The organism is Azospirillum sp. FG154 (assembly GCF_057809575.1).
Map to the genome: position 1 here is coordinate 182,317 of NZ_JBMDKF010000001.1, position 19,077 is coordinate 201,393.

The window sequence follows — 19,077 nt, forward strand, 5'->3', positions numbered from 1 at the left end:
TCCAGTTCCAGCGGCTCAGGCCGCGCCCATCCGCAGGCAATCGTGGATGTGCACGATCCCCAGCGGCCGGTCGGCCTCGATCACGAACAAGGTGGTGATCTGCTTCTCGTTCATCACCCGCAACGCTTCGACGATCAGCGCCTTGGGGCGGATCGTCTTGGGTCGGGGCGACATGATGCTGTCGGCGCGTTCGGCCAGCAGTTCGGGGGCGAGATGACGGCGCAGGTCGCCGTCGGTGATGATGCCGACCAGCGCCCCCGCCTCATCGGTGACGCCGACGCAGCCCAGCCGTTTGGCCGTCATCTCAAAGATGACGTCGGACAGCGGCGAATCAAGACGGCACAGCGGCAGCCCGTCGCCCTTGTGCATGACGTCCGTCACCTTCAGCAGCGCGCGGCCAAGCTGCCCGCCGGGGTGGAACTCGCGGAAATCAGCGGCGGAAAAGCCGCGACGCTCCAGCAAGGCCACCGCCAGCGCGTCGCCCAGCGCCAGCATCATGGTGGTCGAGGTGGTCGGCGCCAGCCCCAGCGGGCAGGCTTCCGGCGCCGCCGGCAAAATCAGCGCGACGTCCGACTGTTCGGCCAACGCCGAACTTTCCCGGCGCGTCATGCCGATGAGCGGAATGTCGAAACGGCGGGTGTAGGCGATGATGTCCGACAGCTCATGCGTGTCGCCGGAGTTGGACAGCGCCACCACCGCGTCGATCTTGGCGATCATGCCGAGATCGCCGTGGCTGGCCTCGCCAGGATGGACGAAGAAGGCCGGGGTGCCGGTCGAGGCCAGCGTCGCCGCGATCTTGCGGGCGACATGGCCCGATTTGCCCATGCCGGTGACGACCACCCGACCCTGGATGCCGGTGATGAGGTCAAGCGCCTGAAGAAACGCCCCGTTCAGCCCGTCGGCCAGCGCGGTCAAGGCCTCGGCCTCCGTTCGCAACACGCGGGCGGCGCAGGCGAGATCCTCGGCGGGGCCGCGCGGGCTGGCGCTCAGCGAGGCTTGGCCCGTGGACGCTTGGCCCGTGGACGCTTGGCTCGTGGGCGCTGGGACGGCAAGGCGGCTGGTCAAATCGGTGGTCAACTCCGCGACCTCATTCATCAGGCTGGTCATGGACGCGCAAGGCCTTCGGCAAAGGAACGCAGGCGGCGGACGCTGAGAACATCCCCAGCAAACTCCGCGCGGGCAGTATGCCCACCGTCGGGCGCTGGGTCAAACCCAGCCCCGAGCGATGCGTCGCCGCGCCCCCGCCCCTGCGCGCGAAGAGCAAAGGAACAGGTGGGGTCAGTGCGCCAAAATGTCCGGAATTTCCCAGCCGCCGAGATCCAACTCCCCGCGCGCGGGCAGGAAGTCGAAGCAGGCCTTGGCCAGATGGGTGCGGCCTTCGCGCGCCAGCATGACGTCCAGCTTGGCCTTCAGATCGTGCAGATGCAGAACGTCCGAGGCGGCGTATTTCATCTGTTCGGCGTTCAGCTCGTCCGCGCCCCAATCCGAGGATTGCTGCTGCTTGGACATGTCCACCCCCAGCAGATCCTTGCTCAAATCCTTCAGGCCATGCTTGTCGGTGAAGGTGCGGACCAGCTTCGAGGCCACCTTGGTGCAATAGACCGGCTGGCAGGTGACGCCCAGATAGGCCTTCATCACCGCCACGTCGAAGCGGGCGAAGTGGAACAGCTTGGTGACGTTCGGGTTGGTCAGCAGGCGCTTCAGGTTCGGCGCGTCATACTCGCCCTTGCGGAACTGGACCAGATGGGCGTCGCCCTCGCCGGTCGAGAGCTGGACCAGACACAGCCGGTCGCGGTGGGGGTTCAGCCCCATCGTCTCGGTGTCGATGGCGATGGCGTGGTCGCGCGCGGCGGCGGCGAGGTCAAGGCCGTCCGGCAGATCGCCGATGTGAAGATCAATGGACATGGTCGCTTCCCGGAAGGGTAAGGCCCCCGGCCACGGACCCTAGAAACGACGAACGCCGCTCTGCACGTCGCCTTCCAGAGAAGGCCTTGTGCATGCGGCGCAGCCGGGTAGTAAGAAATGGTGCCCAGGAGAAGACTCGAACTTCCACGACATTTCTGCCACAGGTACCTGAAACCTGCGCGTCTACCAATTCCGCCACCTGGGCTTCGGTGTTCGGTGTGGGCGGTTTTCTAATGGCCGGACCGGGATGCGTCAACATCTATTTTCAGCCGCGTCGCATTTTTCTGAATCGGCCTTGCGCGCCCCCCGCGACAATCGGTCCGCCCGCCGCCGCCCCGCCCCGTTTCTCCCCACTGGCGGGAGGGCTAGCGAGACGCCGGGGCTTTCGCTATAAGCATGCGCGGAATTCATGGCGCAGCAGGCTGGTTGGCGCGTGGGCGTGGTCCTGCGGTCCTCTTGTACGACGCCAAGTGTCAGACGCCATCAGCACGGGGAGACGGTCGATGTCCTTTCGCACTCAGGTTATCACGGTGTTCGGCGGCTCGGGCTTCATCGGTCGCCACCTGATCCGGCGGCTCGCCAAGACGGGGGCCATCGTCCGCATCGCCACCCGCAACCCCGGCAAGGCCGCCTTTCTGAAGACGGCGGGCGCGGTCGGCCAGATCGTTCCTTTCGCCACCGACGTGTCCAAGGATGAGTCGGTCGCCCGCGCCTTGCAGGGCGCCGACGTCGCCATCAATTTGATCGGCGTCCTTTATGAGCGGGGTCGCCAGACCTTCCAGGCCGCCCATGTCGACGCCGCCGGGCGCATCGCCCGTCTGGCCGCCGCCAACGGCGTTGGCCGCCTCGTGCAGATGTCGGCCTTGGGCGCCGACGCCAAGTCGCCGTCTTCCTACGCCCGCTCCAAGGCGGCGGGCGAGCAGGCCGTGCTGGCCGCCTTCCCCACCGCGACGATCCTGCGCCCCAGCGTCGTCTTTGGTCCCGAGGACGGCTTCTTCAACAAGTTCGGCGCGATGGCGCAGATCGCCCCGGCCCTGCCGCTGATCGGCGGCGGCAAGACCCGCTTCCAGCCGGTCTATGTGGGCGACGTCGCCGACGCCGTCATGGCGGCGCTCGACCTCGACGGCGCCAAGGGCCACACCTTTGAGCTGGGCGGCCCGCGCGCCTACAGCTTCAAAGAGCTGCTGGAACTGACCCTGAAGGAGGTTCACCGCAGCCGCTGCCTCGTCCCGGTTCCCTGGAGCGTCGCCGAAACGTTGGGCGGCATCCTGGAGAAGGTTCCGGTCCTGGCCCCGGCGCTGACCCGCGATCAGGTCGAACTGCTCAAGCGCGACAATGTGGCGTCGCCGACCGCCGCCGGTTTCGCCGATCTGGGAATCACCGCCCTGTCGTCCTGCGAGGTGATCGTCCCGACCTACCTCGCCCGCTTCATCGTCGGCGGCCGCAACCCGACGGTTCCGGGCGGCGCGCACTGAGGCTTGCCGCCCCTCCTCGCTCTCATGAAAAAGCCCCGGTCGCGCGACCGGGGCTTTTTCATTTCCGCGTTGGGTGAGAGGCCAGATCACAGATACAGCAGCGCCAGCATCGCCACGCCGACCACGATCCGATACCAGCCGAACGGCGCGAAGCCGTAGCGTCCGACGAAATCCACCAGCGTCTTGACCACCAGCGCCGCCGCGACGAAGGCGACGACGAAGCCGACCGCGATCAACAGCCCGCTGTCGACGCTCATCACCTTCCAATTCTTGTAAAGGTCATAGACCGTCGCCCCGGCCATGGTCGGCACCGCCAGGAAGAAGGAAAACTCAGCGGCCACCTTGCGGTCCACCCCCATCAGCAGCGCGCCGAGAATGCTCGCGCCCGACCGCGACACGCCGGGAATCAGCGCCAGACACTGGCACAGCCCGATTTTCAGCGCCAACGGAGCCGAAAAACTCTCGATCGCGTGGTGGCGCGCCGGGGGGATCACCCGTTCGACCAGCAAAATCGCGACGCCGCCGACGATCAGCGCCAAACTGACGACGGTCGGGTTGAACAGCACGCTCTTGATGTAGCCATGCAGCCCGGCCCCCAGCACCATGGCGGGTAGGAAGGCCAGCAGCACCGCCACGACGAAGCGGCGGGCGGCGGGGTCGTCCTTCAGCCCGGTGGCGACGCCCCACAGGCGGGAGAAATAGACGACGCAGATCGCCAGGATGGCGCCAAGCTGGATCACCACCTCGAACACCTTGCCGGGCGGACCGTTGAAGCCCAGCAACTCGTCCAGCAGGATCAGATGGCCGGTGGAGGAGACCGGCAGGAACTCGGTCACGCCTTCGACGAGGCCAAGCAGGATGGCGTCGAGATATTGATCGATCAGCATGCGGCAAATCGCCTTGAGAGCGGTGGGCGGGCTTGCGGCGGCTTATAGCAGGCCCAGGCAAACTTGGCGACCGCACGCCACTTTTCGACCCCTTTTGGTCATAGGTCCGATTTGGGACTAATTTTCTTTCAATTTTCACCGCCCACCGAGGAAACGCCCAACCTCACGCCCTCTTGCGTATGAAAAGGTCAACAAACGATACCTATCGTTTTTTTTGTGCTTCCGCCGCAGCGCGGTATGCGTTATATGACGATGACCCGCCCAAAGGCGGGTGTTCGGTTTCAACCCAACCGACGGCGCACCGGCATGCCCGACGCCGCCCGGTCAGGCGACCGCCCGCAAGCGCGAGGCGCCACGCAACAGGAGCAGAGGTCATGGCGAACCAAAAGATGTTGGGCTTCGTGCACACCGCGCAGGCGATGCCCGACAAACGCTCCGCCGGGGAGCGTCGCCAGGACTTCAACGAGATCTACGCCCGTTTCTCCACCGAACGCGCCGACGAACAGGCCAGCCGCTGCTCGCAATGCGGCGTTCCTTTCTGCCAGGTGCATTGCCCGGTTTCCAACAACATCCCGGATTGGCTGAAGCTGACCGCCGAAGGCCGCTTGGAAGAGGCTTACGAGGTCAGCCAGGCCACCAACAATTTCCCGGAAATCTGCGGCCGCATCTGCCCGCAGGATCGCCTGTGCGAAGGCAATTGCGTGATCGAGCAATCGACCCACGGCGCCGTCACCATCGGCTCGGTCGAGAAATACATCAACGACACCGCGTGGGAGCAAGGCTGGGTCAAGCCGCGCGCGCCCGCCCGTGAGAACGGCCAGTCGGTCGGCGTCATCGGCGCCGGCCCCGCTGGGCTGGCCGCCGCCGAGGAACTGCGCGCCAAGGGCTACGCCGTCCATGTCTATGACCGCCACGACCGCATGGGCGGCCTGCTGGTCTATGGCATTCCCGGCTTCAAGCTGGAAAAGGACGTGGTCGGTCGCCGGGTCAAGCTGCTGGCCGACGCGGGCGTCGTCTTCCACCCGAATTTCGAGGTTGGCCGCGACGCCAGCCTCGCCGACCTGCGCGCCAAGCACGTCGCCATCCTGATCGCCACCGGCGTCTACAAGGCCCGCGACATCAAGGCGCCGGGCTGCGGCCTGAAGAACATCGTGCCCGCGCTGGATTACCTGACCACCTCCAACAAGGTCGGCCTGGGCGACTCGGTGGCGGCGTATGAGGACGGCTCGCTGAACGCCAAGGGCAAGAAGGTGGTGGTTCTGGGCGGCGGCGACACCGCGATGGATTGCGTGCGCACGGCGATCCGGCAGGGCGCCACCTCCGTCAAGTGCCTCTACCGCCGCGACCGGAAGAACATGCCCGGCTCGCAACGCGAAGTGGCGCACGCCGAGGAAGAGGGCGTGGAGTTCGTCTGGCAGGTCGCCCCGGAAGGCTTCACCGGCAAGACTGAAGGGGGCGACGACGTCGTCACCGGCGTCCGCGCCGTCCGCATCCATCTGGGCGTGGCCGACGCCACGGGCCGCCAGACCCCGCAGGTGATCGAAGACTCGGAGTTCACCGAACCCGCCGATCTGGTCATCAAGGCGCTGGGCTTCGAGCCGGAGGATCTGCCGGACGCCTTCGGCTCGCCCGACCTGACGGTCACGCGCTGGGGCACGCTGCTGGTCGATCACCGCACCAAGATGACCAGCCTGGACGGCGTGTTCGGCGCGGGCGACATCGTGCGCGGCGCCTCGCTGGTGGTCTGGGCCATCCGCGACGGTCGCGACGCGGCGGAAGCCATGCACGCCTACGCGCAGACCGTGAAGGCGGAATCGCTGGCGCTCGCGGCGGAGTGATCCGGGGATGCCCACGGTCGCCTGGATCGCTGGCTTCGCCATTCTCTTCTATTATGATGACCATGGTGAACCGCACTTCCATGTCCGGGGCAAGGGCAGCGTCGCAAAAATCATGCTGGCGGATCTTTCCGTCGCTGATGTGAAAGGCGAGTTGCCCGCCAGGGAGTTGCGCGCGATCCGAAACTGGGCGCGCGCCCATCTCCCCGAACTGTATCGGGCATGGTCGCAAGCCCGTGCGCAGCGGCCCATCGACGGGATAGGAGGCTAACGATGTATTGGATCGAATCAGCGACTCCGAATCGGGACTTCACCGTCACCATCCGGTGGAAGCACGGCCCGACGACGACGGTTGATTTTGCGCCGAACATCGCCAAGGGCGGGGTCTGCGTGCCGATGGGCGATCCCGATTATTTTGTCGGCACGATGCAGGTTGACCCGGAAGGTTACTGCCTGGGGTGGCCGGACGAGGTGGATTTCAGCGCCGACAGCCTGTGGTACCGCACCCATCCCGAAGATCTCGAACGCGATTTTGGAGTGAGTTCGGCGGCGGAATGACCGCCTGTCCGAACAGCAAAGACAGCCTACCGCCGACCCCATGGACCGTTTGGATCCATGGCGACATCCCAAGGGGGCCATCCCCCCTCAGGTCAACGTCAAGACTGTGAAAGGGTCGTTCCATGACCACCGAGTTGAACCAGGGTGAGCAGTTCGTCGAAGAGTTCCGCGCCAACGCAGCGGCGCTGACCACTGCCAACGCCTACAACCCGGAGGATGAGCATGACGCCTGCGGCGTCGGCTTCATCGCCGCGATTGACGGCAAGCCCCGCCGTTCGGTGGTCGAAAAAGGCATCGAGGCGCTGAAGGCCGTCTGGCATCGCGGCGCGGTGGACGCCGACGGCAAGACCGGCGACGGCGCGGGCATCCACGTCCAGGTCCCGCAGAAGTTCTTCAAGGACCATGTGCGGATCATCGGCCACCGCGCGCCGGACAACAATCTGGCGGTCGGTCAGGTCTTCCTGCCGCGCGTCAGCCTGGACGCGCAGGAAGCCTGCCGCTGCGTCGTCGAAACCGAGATTCTGGCCTTCGGCTATTACATCTATGGCTGGCGTCAGGTGCCGATCAACGTCGACATCATCGGCGAGAAGGCCAACGCCACCCGGCCCGAGATCGAACAGATCATCATCGGCAACACCAAGGGCGTGTCGGACGAACAGTTCGAGCTGGACCTCTACATCATCCGCCGCCGCATCGAAAAGGCGGTGCGCGGGGAGCAGATCAACGATTTCTACATCTGCTCGCTGTCGGCGCGCTCGCTGATCTACAAGGGCATGTTCCTGGCCGAACAGCTCACCACCTTCTACCCCGATCTGACGGATGAGCGGTTCGAGTCGAGCTTCGCCATCTACCACCAGCGCTATTCGACCAACACCTTCCCGACCTGGCCGCTGGCCCAACCCTTCCGCATGCTCGCCCACAACGGCGAGATCAACACGCTCAAGGGCAACGTCAACTGGATGAAGGCGCACGAAACCCGCATGGAGCATGCGGCCTTCGGCCCCTACATGCAGGATCTCAAGCCCATCATCGGCGTCGGCCTGTCCGATTCGGGCGCCTTCGACTCGGTGTTCGAGGTGATGGTCCGCGCCGGTCGCACCGCGCCGATGGTCAAGATGATGCTGGTCCCGCAGGCGCTGACCAGCTCCAAGACCACGCCCGACAACCACAAGGCGCTGATCGCCTATTGCAACTCGGTGATGGAGCCGTGGGACGGCCCCGCCGCGCTGGCGATGACCGATGGCCGTTGGGTCGTCGGCGGCATGGACCGCAACGGTCTGCGCCCGATGCGCTACACCATCACCACCGACGGCCTCATCATCGGCGGGTCGGAAACCGGCATGGTGAAGATCGACGAGGCGCTGGTCATCGAAAAGGGCCGCCTGGGTCCGGGGGAAATGATCGCCGTCGATCTGGTGGCGGGCAAGCTCTACCACGACCGCGAACTGAAGGATCACCTGTCGGCGCAAAAGCCGTGGGGCCAGTGGGTCAAGAACACCACCCATCTGGACGAGCTGGTCAAGACCGCCTCGGAAAAGGGCGAGCCGTCGGAGCTGGACAAGGCCGAGCTGCGCAAGCGGCAGATGGCCTTTGGTCTGGCCATGGAAGACATGGAGTTGATCCTCCACCCGATGGCCGAGGACGGCAAGGAGGCCATCGGCTCGATGGGCGACGACAGCCCCATCGCCGTTCTGTCCGACAAATATCGCGGCCTGCATCACTTCTTCCGCCAGAACTTCTCCCAGGTCACGAATCCGCCCATCGACAGCTTGCGCGAACGCCGCGTGATGAGCCTGAAGACGCGGTTGGGCAATCTGGGCAACATCCTGGACGAGGATGAAACCCAGACCCGCCTGTTGCAGCTCGACAGCCCGGTTCTGACCACCGCCGAATTCCGCGCCATGCGCGCCTATATGGGCGACACGCTGGCGCAGATCGACGCCACCTTCCCGGTGGATGGCGGGCCGGACGCCCTGCGCGACGCCCTGCGCCGCATCCGTCTGGAGGCCGAAGACGCCGTGCGCGGCGGGGCCAGCCACGTCGTGCTGACCGACGAGGCGATGGGGCCGGAGCGCGCCGCCATCCCGGCGATCCTCGCCACCGCCGCCGTCCACACCCATCTGATCCGCAGCAACCTGCGCACCTTCACCTCGCTGAACGTCCGTTCGGCGGAGTGCCTGGACACGCATTATTTCGCGGTTCTGATCGGCGTCGGCGCCACCACGGTCAACGCCTATCTGGCGCAAGAAGCGGTGGCCGAACGTCACCGTCGCGGCCTGCTGGGGTCGTTGCCGCTGGAAAAGGCGATGGGCAACTTCAAGAAGTCCATCGACGACGGGCTGCTGAAGATCATGTCCAAGATGGGCATCTCGGTCATCAGCAGCTATCGCGGCGGCGGCAACTTCGAGGCCATCGGCCTGTCCCGCGCCCTGGTCGCCGAGCATTTCCCGGCGATGGTCAGCCGGATTTCCGGCATCGGCCTGACCGGCATCCAAAAGAAGGTGCTGGAGCAGCACAGCGTCGCCTATGACAATGAGGTCGTGGCCCTGCCGGTCGGCGGCTTCTACCGCTTCCGCAAGTCGGGCGACCGCCATGGCTGGGAAGGCGGCGTCATCCACACGCTGCAACAGGCCGTCACCAACGACAGCTACACCACCTTCAAGAAATATTCGGAGCAGGTGAACAACCGCCCGCCGATGCAGTTGCGCGACCTGCTGGAGTTCCGCTCCACCAAGGCCGCCGTGCCGGTGGACGAGGTCGAGAGCATCACCGCGATCCGCAAGCGCTTCATCACGCCGGGCATGTCGATGGGCGCCCTGTCGCCCGAGGCGCACGGCACGCTGAACGTCGCGATGAACCGCATCGGCGCCAAGTCCGACTCGGGCGAGGGCGGCGAGGATCCGGCGCGCTTCCGTCCCGACAAGAACGGCGACAACTGGAACTCCGCCATCAAGCAGGTGGCCTCGGGCCGCTTCGGCGTCACCGCCGAATATCTGAACCAGTGCCGCGAGCTGGAGATCAAGGTCGCCCAGGGCGCCAAGCCCGGCGAGGGCGGGCAGTTGCCCGGCTTCAAGGTGACGGAGATGATCGCCAAGCTGCGTCACGCCACCCCCGGCGTGATGCTCATCAGCCCGCCGCCGCACCACGACATCTATTCCATCGAGGATCTGGCTCAGCTCATCTATGACCTGAAGCAGATCAACCCGGATGCGAAAGTGACCGTGAAGCTGGTCAGTCGTTCCGGTATCGGAACGATTGCGGCGGGCGTGGCCAAGGCCAACGCCGACATCATTCTGATTTCCGGCCATTCCGGCGGCACCGGCGCCAGCCCGCAGACCTCGATCAAGTTCGCCGGTCTGCCCTGGGAAATGGGCCTGTCGGAAGTCCATCAGGTGCTGACGCTGAACCGTCTGCGCCACCGCGTGCGGCTGCGCACCGACGGTGGTCTGAAGACGGGCCGCGACATCGTCATCGCCGCCATGCTGGGCGCGGAAGAATACGGCATCGGAACGGCCAGCCTGATCGCCATGGGCTGCATCATGGTCCGCCAGTGCCATTCCAACACCTGCCCGGTCGGCGTCTGCGTGCAGGACGAGGCGCTGCGTCAGAAATTCGTCGGCTCGCCGGAGAAGGTCGTCAACCTCTTCACCTTCCTGGCCGAAGAGGTCCGCGAAATCCTGGCCAAGCTGGGCTTCCGCACCCTGAACGAAGTGATCGGCCGCACCGATCTGCTGCATCAGGTCAGCCGGGGCGCCGAGCATCTTGACGATCTCGACCTCAACCCGCTGCTGGCCCAGGTCGATCCCGGCGAGAACGCCCGCTACTGCACGCTCCAGGGCCGCAACGAGGTGCCGGACACGCTCGACGCCCGCATCGTCGCCGACGCCCGCCCGCTGTTCGAGGAGGGCGAGAAGATGCAGCTCGCCTACAACGCGCGGAACACGCAGCGCGCCATCGGCACGCGCCTGTCGTCGATGATTACCCGGAAGTTCGGCATGTTCGGGCTTCAGCCCGGCCACATCACCGTCCGTCTGCGCGGCACCGCCGGTCAGTCGCTGGGCGCCTTCGCGGTCCAGGGCATCAAGCTGGAGGTGATGGGCGACGCCAACGATTACGTCGGCAAGGGTCTGTCGGGCGGCATGATCGTCGTCCGTCCGCCGAGCAACAGCGCGCTGGAGTCGAACAAGAACACGATCATCGGCAACACGGTGCTGTACGGGGCCACGGCGGGCAAGCTGTTCGCCGCCGGTCAGGCCGGCGAACGCTTCGCGGTGCGCAACTCCGGCGCCACCGTGGTGGTCGAGGGTTGCGGGTCCAACGGCTGCGAGTACATGACCGGCGGCACGGCGGTCATCCTGGGCACGGTCGGCGACAATTTCGGCGCCGGCATGACCGGGGGCATGGCCTACATCTACGACGCCGACGATCAATTGCCGCTCTACATCAACGATGAAAGCGTCATCTTCCAGCGCGTCGAGGTCAGCCATTACGAAGCCCAGCTTCGCGGCCTGATCGAGGAGCATGTCGCCGAAACGCAAAGCCGCTTCGCCGCCGAAATCCTCAATGATTGGGACCGCGAACTGACCAAGTTCTGGCAGATCGTGCCGAAGGAGATGCTGAACCGCTTGGCCGTGCCGGTGACGCCGCCCAAGGCGATCCCTGCCGAATAAATCAAGTTTGAACGTCCGATCAAAGAACGGCGGCCCGGAGCGACACCGGGCCGCCGTTTCTTTTTGCTGATTCGCTTCATTTTCGACCAATGGACCGTTCCCCTCCGACCGGGTTCCAGATTAGTCTTGGAATCGTGCCTGGACGAACGAAGGCTGGGTTTGGAAACACAGGAGGGCGCATGCCAGCAGGCGACCGCTTTCGCATCACGATCCGCAAGGCGCGCGCCGACGACGCGCCACGCTGCGCCGAGATCTTCCTGCATGGCCGCCGCAACGCCTTTTCCTGGCACCCCGCCGACCGTTTCGGCCTGGATGATTATTACGACTGCGTTCAAGAGGACGCCGTTCTGGTCGCCGAAACGCCCGGCGGCGTCGTCGGCTTCGTCTCCATCGACGCGACGGCGGGCTTCATCCACAACCTGTTCATCGATGGGGCTTGGCACAACCGGGGCATCGGATCGGCTCTGCTGCGCGCGGCGGTGGAGCGGTTGCACGGGTCGGCCCTGTTGGCCTGCTCCGCGCGCAACGCGGCGGCCCGCGCCTTTTACGAGCATAAGGGCTGGACGCCGGTCCACCGGCCCTACGACCCGCCCGACCCCTTGGTGCTCTACCGGATGGAGCCGGTCGGTTAATTTTTCCCAAACAAGTCACGCCGCTTCCTCACGCGCGGGCTGTTTTCCCCTGCTGCGTTGCGTTAAAGTCCCGCCGCCATGAGGATCCTGCACCACCACCCCCTGCACGCCCTGTCGCGCGTCGCCCGCGTCATGCTCGCCGAGAAGGCCATCCCCTTCGAATCGGTGATCGAAAAGCCGTGGGAACGGCGCGACGAGTTCCTGCGCCTGACCCCCGCCGGAGACGTCCCGGTGCTGGTGGAGGAGGACGGCGTCGTCGTCGCTGGCGGCTGGGCGTTGATCGAATATCTGGAAGAGGCCTATCCCGACACCCCCTTGCTGCCGCGCGAGGTCGCCCGCCGGGCCGAGGTGCGGCGGATCGCCGACTGGTTCCTGTTTAAGTTCGAGCGTGAGGTGACGGAAAATCTGGTGGGTGAAAAGCTCATCAAACGGCTGTCCGGCCAGGGCCACCCCTTCGCCCCGGCGATTCGCGCCGGGTTGGCCAACATCCACTATCACCTCGACTACATCGCTTTTCTGTCGGAACGCCGCCCCTGGCTGGCCGGGCCGACCTTCTCGCTGGCCGACATCGCGGCGGCGGCCTCGCTCTCCTGCCTGGACTACATCGACAACGTGCCGTGGGACAAAAACCCGGAGGCCAAGGATTGGTACGCGCGCATCAAGTCGCGCCCCAGCTTCCGCGCCATTTTGGCCGACAACATCACCGGCTGCCCACCGCCCCGCCATTACGCCGATCTCGATTTTTGATCCGTCGATTCAAAACTCCTCTTCACAAACGCCGTGATCCTCAACCGCGCCAACGCAAGCTCATCCATCCTCCCTCATCACATTCCTGAGGTTGACGGGTTGCGCGCCTTCGCCATCCTCGGCGTGGTGTATGTCCACCTCACCTGGAACAGCCTCGGGCCGCTCGCGCCCAATTCGCCCATCGCCACTTGGTGGCTGCCTCTGCGGCTTGTTTTTGAAGGCGGTTGGCTCGGCGTCAATCTGCTGTTTTTCCTGTCCGGGTTGGTGCTCTATCTCCCTTACGCGCGGGGAGAACGGCGCATGTCGGGATGGTCGGACGCCTGGACGTTCATCCGCCGTCGGCTGCGTCGGTTGATGCCGCTCTACTACATCGTCGGCATCCTTGCTTTGGCCCTCGGCCCGCTGAAGCCGTTCGATCCCGCCAAATCGCGGAGTTGGATCGATCTGGCGACTTTTTTGACCGTGACCTTCAATGTCTCGCCCGCCACCTTCGTGCCACGTTACCTCTATCCCTTGTGGTCGTTGGGCGTCGAGATTTGGTTCAGTCTGCTGTTTCCTCTGCTCCTGCCGCTTTACCTCCGCCATCGGGCGCCTCTGGTGGCGACCGCCGTGCTGGCGACGTTGGGCCTGCGCTGGTGGGCTGAAATCCCGCAATCAAGCATCGCTTTGAATTGGATCGGCGACAGCCTGCCCGCCCGCCTGACCGATTTTCTGTTCGGCATGCTGGCGGCGGATTTGGCCTTGGCACGCTCCCGCCTGTTGAACCCGGTGAGTTTTCTGCTGTTTGGGGTTGGCGGCGTCTTTGCCGGACTGGCCGTGTGGCATTTCTGGTTCCTCAAAGCTCTGCCCGTCGAAGCCGCGATCATTCCCACTTTGCTGCTCGACCTTGGTTTTCTGTTTGGAGTCGGCTTTCTGCTGACCCATCGCACGCCGCTGAACGCGCTGCTTCGGCTTTGGCCGGTGCGAATCATCGGGGCCATGTGCTACAGCGTTTACCTGTGGCACGTTCCGCTGCTGGAGCGTCTTGTGCTGCTTCCATCTTACAGCTTTGCGGAGAAGCTCCAGGCCTTGCCGATCTTCATCGCCTTTCTTGTCGCCTTGTCCGCGCTCAGCTACCGCTTCATCGAATTTGGTCATCGCCCCGCGCGCGAGATTTTTTTGCTGCAACCCCGCGCCGCGCGCGCCGTGATGGAGCGCTCTCCCACGCAAAACGCGCCATGCGGCCAAGAACCGCCCACGGACAGCCATGCGCCGGGTTGACGGACGACAAACGCCACGCTCGGCGTCACCGACCAACGTCGAGGACCCGCGACGGAGGTGGACCCGCGCCGAGTATCAGGCTTAACTGTTTCAAACCATTCCCCAAGGGAGACACCCCCCATGCGCCGTCCGTCTGTCCGTCCTGTCGCGCCTGGCCTGTTGGCTGGCGGCCTGTTCGCGCTGGTCGCCGCCGCGTGGTCGCCCGCGCGGGCCGACGTGCCCGTGGTCGACGACGCGGGCGCCCGCGCGCTGGCCAGCACGCTGAAAAGCGGCCTGACCCGCTGGATGCCCCCCGCTGGCGACGACAGCGAGGGCATTGGCTTTGAGTGGGACGGCGAACCGACCGTCAAGGCCTCGGGCGACCATTACGACATCGCCCTGCCCCGTTTGGCGGCGGAAGGCGCCGACGGCGTGCGGATCGAGGTCGGCACGGTGCTGCTCAGCGTCACCCCGCGCGACGGCGGCCTGTTCGGCGTCAGCGTCACCCTGCCCAACAAAATCACCATCCAAAGCCTGGACGAGGAGGAGGAGGACTACAAGGACTCCGCCACCATCGCGCTGGGCCGCCAGACCTTCACCGGCACCTGGTCGGCTCCGCTGGAAACGCTGCTGACAATGGACGGCGCCGTCAACGACATCGCCGTCACCAGCCCGGACGGCAAGGGCGCCGTCACCATCGGCGCGGTGACGCTGAAACAGGATCTGAAGGCCGACGGTCCCACCACTTGGTCCGGCCCCTCGACCATCGCGGCCAGCAACATCGCCGCCCTGGACGAGAAAAAGCGTGAAGCCTTCAAGGTCGCCGGGCTGTCGGTGGAGAATGTCTACACCCGCGCCGACTTCACCAAAATCAGCGCCCTGCAAGCGATGGCGCAGCGCGTCACCGCCACCGGCAAGCCGCCCAACGTCGCGGAGGTTCTGCCGACCCTGCGCGGCGTCATCGGCGGCTTCACCAGCAGCATGAGCCTGACCGGCCTGAGCGGAAGCGACAGCGCCGACGGGTCCAAGGTCGATCTTGGCCAACTGACCTTCACCGGCGGCGTCACCGATCTCGATCAGGATTTTTCGACCATCAGTCTTGGCATGACGGCCCGTGATTTCGCCATCACCCCCTCGGTCGCGCCGACGGCCTTCACGCCGAAGACGGTCGAGTTCGGCCTGTCGGTGGCCAAGCTGCCGAACGCCGCGCTGTGGCAGGGTCTGAGCGATCTGGCGCTCGCCGCCGAGGCCGAGGAAAAAGCCAAGGGTCCCAAGGCCGCCAAGAAAGACGGCAAGGCCAAGGCCGCTCCGGCGCCCGCGACCCCGCTGGCCACCCCCGACGCGATCATCGCCAAAACGATGGCCGCCCTGGTCGAGGCCGGAGCCGAGTTGCGGCTCGACTCGCTGAAGGTGGAGGCTCCGGCCACCACCGCCACCGCCACCGGGGCGATGCGGGTCGCCGCCCAATCGGCTTTTGGCGTGACCGGCGCCACCACCATCCTGCTGAAGGGGCTGGACGCGGCGGCCAAGGCGATGCAGCCCGCCCCCGGCAAAAAGCCGGACAAGGACACCCAAGACGCGCTGGGCATGATCGCCATGCTTCAGGCCATGGGCCAAATCAGCAAGGACGAAAGCGGCGCCGAAATCCGCAGCTACAAGATCGAAATGACGGACAGCGGCCAGCTTCTGCTGAACGGCGCCGACATGGCCCCGCTGCTAGGCGGCGGCGAACCGGCGGCGCCCGCCGAGGCAGGCAAGAAGCCCAAGAAGTAAGCTTTTTCATCACGGCGCGTAACCACGCCGGGTTGAGGATCCCCCCTCAATCCGGCGTGTCTTTGCGCGCTTGCCCCTTGAACGGCGGGGCCGCTTTCACATATCTCCGCCGTTCCACAAAACCACCCACCACACGATACGGATGAAGGTGCCAACATGACCGAGGAACGGCTCAGTTTTCAGGCCGAGGTCAGCCGTCTGCTCGACATCGTCGCCCACTCGCTCTACAGCGAGAAGGAAGTCTTCCTGCGCGAACTGGTGTCCAACGCGTCCGACTCCTGCGACCGTCTGCGCTACGCCGCGCTGACCCAGCCCGAACTCTCGTCCGACGACCCCGATCTGAAGGTCCGCCTGCTGACCGACAAGGAGGCGCGGACCCTGACCGTCGTCGACAACGGCATCGGCATGAACCGCGAGGATCTGGTCGAAAATCTCGGCACCATCGCGCGGTCCGGCACCGCCGCCTTCATGAATTCCCTGAAGACGAACGGCGGCGACGGCAAGAAGGACGTCAACCTGATCGGCCAGTTCGGCGTCGGCTTCTATTCCGCCTTCATGGCCGCCGACCGGGTGGAGGTTCTGACCCGCAAGGCCGGGGAAAGCCAGGGCTGGCGTTGGCTGTCCGACGGCAAGGGCGAGTTCACCATCAGCCAGGTCGACAACCTGCCGCGCGGCGCCAAGATCATCCTGCATCTGCGCGAAGGGGATGACGAGTATCTGGAAGAGCACCGCCTGGGCGCCATCATCCGCAAATACTCCGACCACATCGCCATCCCGATCCTCTTCGGCGACGGCGAAGACGCCAAATCGCTGAACAGCGCGTCCGCCCTGTGGACCCGCTCCAAGAACGAGATCACGGCGGACCAGTACAAGGAATTCTACCACCATGTCGGCCACGCCTTCGACGATCCGTGGCTGACCCTGCATTGGCGGGCGGAAGGCGCGTTGGAATACACCAACCTGCTGTTCGTCCCCTCGGCCAAGCCGTTCGACCTGTTCGACCCCAAGCGCGCCCACCGGGTGAAGCTGTACGTCAAGCGCGTGTTCATCACCGACGCGGCGGAAGGCTTGATCCCGCCCTATCTGCGCTTCGTGCGCGGCGTGGTGGACAGCGAGGATCTGCCGCTGAACATCAGCCGCGAGATGCTCCAGCACAACCCGATGCTGGCCAAGATCCGCGCCGGCCTGACCCGCCGCATCCTGTCGGAGCTGAACAAGAAGGCCAAGGACGCCGAGAACGCCGCCGAATACGCGACCTTCTGGGAAAATTTCGGCGCCGTCCTGAAGGAAGGCCTGTACGAGGATTACGAACACCGCGACGAGTTGCTGAAGCTGCTGCGCTTCCGCACCACCGCCGGTGATGGTCTGGTCTCGCTCGACGAGTATGTCGCGCGGATGAAGGAAGGCCAGGACACCATCTTCACCATCTCCGGCGACGATGTGGACAGCCTGCTGCGCAGCCCGCAGTTGGAAGGCTTCAAGGCCAAGGGCGTCGAGGTTCTGCTGCTGACCGACCCGGTCGATGAATTCTGGGTGCCGTCGGTCGGCGTGTATGAGACCAAGCCCTTCAAGTCGGTGACGCGCGGCGGCGCCGATCTGGGCAAGATCCAAGGCGGCGCGGAGAAGCCGGAGGAAAAGGCCCCCGAAGGCGAGTTGGTCGATCTGCTGGCCCTGCTGAAGCTGACGCTGGGCGAGGCGGTGAAGGACGTCCGCAAGTCCGAACGCCTGACCAACAGCGCCGTCTGTCTGGTGTCCGACGACAACGACATGGACATGCACCTGGAACGCCTGCTCAAGCAGCACAAGCAGCTTGGGGCCGACGCCGCCGGGGCCAAGCGCATCCTGGAAATCAACCCGTCCCACCCGCTCATCAAGCGTCTGGCCGACCGGGCGAAGATCGAGGGCGCGGCGACGGCGCTGGAAGACGCCGCGTGGCTGCTGCTCGACCAGGCCCGCATCGTCGAAGGCGAAAGCCTGCCCGACCCCGCCGCCTTCGCCCGCCGTCTGGCGAGCGCGATGGAAAAGGGGCTGGCGTAACCCCCGTGCGTGGGGCGGTGGTTTCACCGCCGCCGTCCCACGCCGTTTTTGCTCTATCTCGGCTCCACCCGCGCCGCCGGGAAAACCAGGGCCATCGTCGTGCCACGGTCGGGCGTGCTGACCACGTCCAGACGCCCGCCATGCAGCTCGATCAAGCATTTGGTCAGCGGCAGGCCAAGCCCGGTGCCGACATGGCCCCGGCCCAGCGCGTTGTCGATCTGGCCCCATGGCTCCATCGCCTTGGCCAAATCCTCCCCCGACATGCCGATGCCGGTGTCGTGCACCGACAGCCACAAGGCGCCGTTTCCGGCGATGTGGCCGCCCACCGTCACCACCCCCTCGGGCGGGGTGAACTTCACCGCGTTGGACAGCAGATTCAGCAGCATCTGCCGCAGTTTGCGTTCGTCCGCCCGCAACGTCGGCAAGCTGGGCGGCACCGCGCTGACGATGCGCACGCCGTTGCGCGCCGCGCGTTCGGACAGCAGCCGCGCGCCGCTCGACGCGACCCGCGACACGTCGATCAAGACCTCGCTCAGTTCCAGCCGCATCGCCTCGGCCTTGGACAGATCCAACAGATCGTTGATGAGATCCATCAGATGCCGCCCGCTGTCGGCGATGTCGCGGGCGTATTCGCCGTACAACGGAATGGCGTGCGCGCCAAGCACCTCCTGCTCCAGGATTTCGGCAAAGCCCATCATCGCGTTCAACGGCGTGCGGATCTCGTGGCTCATGTTGGCGAGAAAGGCGCTCTTGGCTCGGTTGGCTTGGTCAGCCTGCCGTCTGGCCGCCTCCAACTGGCGAGCGCGCAGGTCGGACTGTTCGATGGACAGCAGCAGCAGATCGGCCACCGCGCCCAACCCGCGATAGATCCCATTCTCCACCACGATGAAGCTGCTTTGCGGCGTCGTCGGCTTCAGCCGAGCCAACCGCCGCCCGATTTCGCACAAGCCAAGGCCAGCTTCAATCAGCAGCGGAGCCGGATCCATCACCTGGGCGAGCGGCAACGCCGCCATCTCCGCCGACGCGGCGCGGCGCCCCATCACAGTGTGACGCTCGACCAAGCCGACCGGGCGACCGTCGCGCTCCACCACCGCCAGCGCCCACAGATCCGCCTTGCGGGAAAATCGGTCGCAGGCTTCGGCGCACAAACCGCCAACCCCAAGCGGAGCCACCGGCACGGCCAACCCGGCGGCGGTGTAAGCCGCCTCCTCGTCACCCTGGATCGGTGCGCCGTTGATCGAACGGGGGGGCGTCACTGAGGTCTTTGCCTCCTGATGAAGCGCGCCAACGACGCCGGACTGGTCGTCCCGACGTTTGCG

General features: G+C 65.5%; 14 protein-coding genes and 1 tRNA gene. 10 read left to right on the forward strand and 5 right to left on the reverse strand.

The window, feature by feature from the left end:
- Nucleotides 1-15: 15 nt before the first annotated feature.
- The 3 genes from ACODS4_RS00880 to ACODS4_RS00890 all read right to left on the reverse strand — a co-directional run bounded on the left by ACODS4_RS00880 (nt 16) and on the right by ACODS4_RS00890 (nt 2,110).
- Nucleotides 16-1,107, reverse strand: coding sequence for a KpsF/GutQ family sugar-phosphate isomerase (locus tag ACODS4_RS00880; protein WP_488859798.1), 1,092 nt, complete (start codon nt 1,105-1,107; stop codon nt 16-18).
- A 171-nt stretch (nt 1,108-1,278) separates the two neighbouring features.
- Nucleotides 1,279-1,905 (reverse strand): ribonuclease D, encoded by a 627-nt coding sequence (locus ACODS4_RS00885; RefSeq protein WP_488859799.1) that lies wholly within the window; start codon nt 1,903-1,905, stop codon nt 1,279-1,281.
- A 118-nt stretch (nt 1,906-2,023) separates the two neighbouring features.
- Nucleotides 2,024-2,110, reverse strand: a tRNA-Leu gene (locus tag ACODS4_RS00890).
- Between the two features lie 298 nt (nt 2,111-2,408).
- On the opposite strand from ACODS4_RS00890, the gene ACODS4_RS00895 reads away from it, so the two are divergent.
- Nucleotides 2,409-3,380 carry a complex I NDUFA9 subunit family protein gene (locus tag ACODS4_RS00895; RefSeq protein WP_488859800.1) on the forward strand — a complete coding sequence of 324 codons (972 nt, stop codon included), beginning with the start codon at nt 2,409-2,411 and terminating at the stop codon, nt 3,378-3,380.
- 86 nt (nt 3,381-3,466) lie between these two features.
- On the opposite strand, the gene ACODS4_RS00900 is transcribed toward ACODS4_RS00895, so the two are convergent.
- Nucleotides 3,467-4,267, reverse strand: a complete 801-nt coding sequence (locus ACODS4_RS00900) for an undecaprenyl-diphosphate phosphatase (RefSeq protein ID WP_488859802.1) — start codon at nt 4,265-4,267, stop codon at nt 3,467-3,469.
- A gap of 374 nt (nt 4,268-4,641) precedes the next feature.
- Here ACODS4_RS00900 and ACODS4_RS00905 point away from each other — a divergent pair, with 374 nt between their 5' ends.
- From ACODS4_RS00905 to htpG, 9 genes are all read left to right on the forward strand, one after another.
- Nucleotides 4,642-6,105 carry an NAD(P)-dependent oxidoreductase gene (locus tag ACODS4_RS00905; RefSeq protein ID WP_488859804.1) on the forward strand — a complete coding sequence of 488 codons (1,464 nt, stop codon included), beginning with the start codon at nt 4,642-4,644 and terminating at the stop codon, nt 6,103-6,105.
- Nucleotides 6,106-6,112: 7 nt separating this feature from the next.
- Entirely contained in the window at nt 6,113-6,373 is a 261-nt protein-coding gene (locus ACODS4_RS00910; RefSeq protein WP_298377639.1) for a DUF4160 domain-containing protein, read from the forward strand.
- Nucleotides 6,374-6,375: 2 nt separating this feature from the next.
- On the forward strand, nt 6,376-6,660 hold the full coding sequence (locus tag ACODS4_RS00915) for a DUF2442 domain-containing protein (RefSeq protein WP_298377642.1): 285 nt from the start codon (nt 6,376-6,378) through the stop codon (nt 6,658-6,660).
- A 122-nt stretch (nt 6,661-6,782) separates the two neighbouring features.
- Nucleotides 6,783-11,330 carry a glutamate synthase large subunit gene (gene gltB / locus ACODS4_RS00920; protein WP_488859806.1) on the forward strand — a complete coding sequence of 1,516 codons (4,548 nt, stop codon included), beginning with the start codon at nt 6,783-6,785 and terminating at the stop codon, nt 11,328-11,330.
- Between the two features lie 179 nt (nt 11,331-11,509).
- A complete protein-coding gene (locus ACODS4_RS00925; RefSeq protein WP_488859808.1) occupies nt 11,510-11,962 on the forward strand; it encodes a GNAT family N-acetyltransferase in 453 nt (150 codons plus the stop codon).
- A gap of 78 nt (nt 11,963-12,040) precedes the next feature.
- The gene (locus ACODS4_RS00930) at nt 12,041-12,709 is read left to right on the forward strand and encodes a glutathione S-transferase family protein (protein ID WP_488859810.1); all 669 of its coding nucleotides are present in this window, start codon (nt 12,041-12,043) and stop codon (nt 12,707-12,709) included.
- Nucleotides 12,710-12,742: 33 nt separating this feature from the next.
- Nucleotides 12,743-13,969, forward strand: a complete 1,227-nt coding sequence (locus tag ACODS4_RS00935) for an acyltransferase family protein (RefSeq protein WP_488859812.1) — start codon at nt 12,743-12,745, stop codon at nt 13,967-13,969.
- A gap of 120 nt (nt 13,970-14,089) precedes the next feature.
- Nucleotides 14,090-15,721, forward strand: a complete 1,632-nt coding sequence (locus ACODS4_RS00940) for a hypothetical protein (RefSeq protein ID WP_488859813.1) — start codon at nt 14,090-14,092, stop codon at nt 15,719-15,721.
- A gap of 156 nt (nt 15,722-15,877) precedes the next feature.
- Nucleotides 15,878-17,758 carry a molecular chaperone HtpG gene (gene htpG / locus ACODS4_RS00945; RefSeq protein ID WP_488859815.1) on the forward strand — a complete coding sequence of 627 codons (1,881 nt, stop codon included), beginning with the start codon at nt 15,878-15,880 and terminating at the stop codon, nt 17,756-17,758.
- Between the two features lie 53 nt (nt 17,759-17,811).
- Here the strand turns inward: htpG and ACODS4_RS00950 are convergent, their stop codons facing one another.
- Entirely contained in the window at nt 17,812-19,014 is a 1,203-nt protein-coding gene (locus ACODS4_RS00950; RefSeq protein WP_488859817.1) for a sensor histidine kinase, read from the reverse strand.
- Between the last annotated feature and the right edge of the window lie 63 nt (nt 19,015-19,077).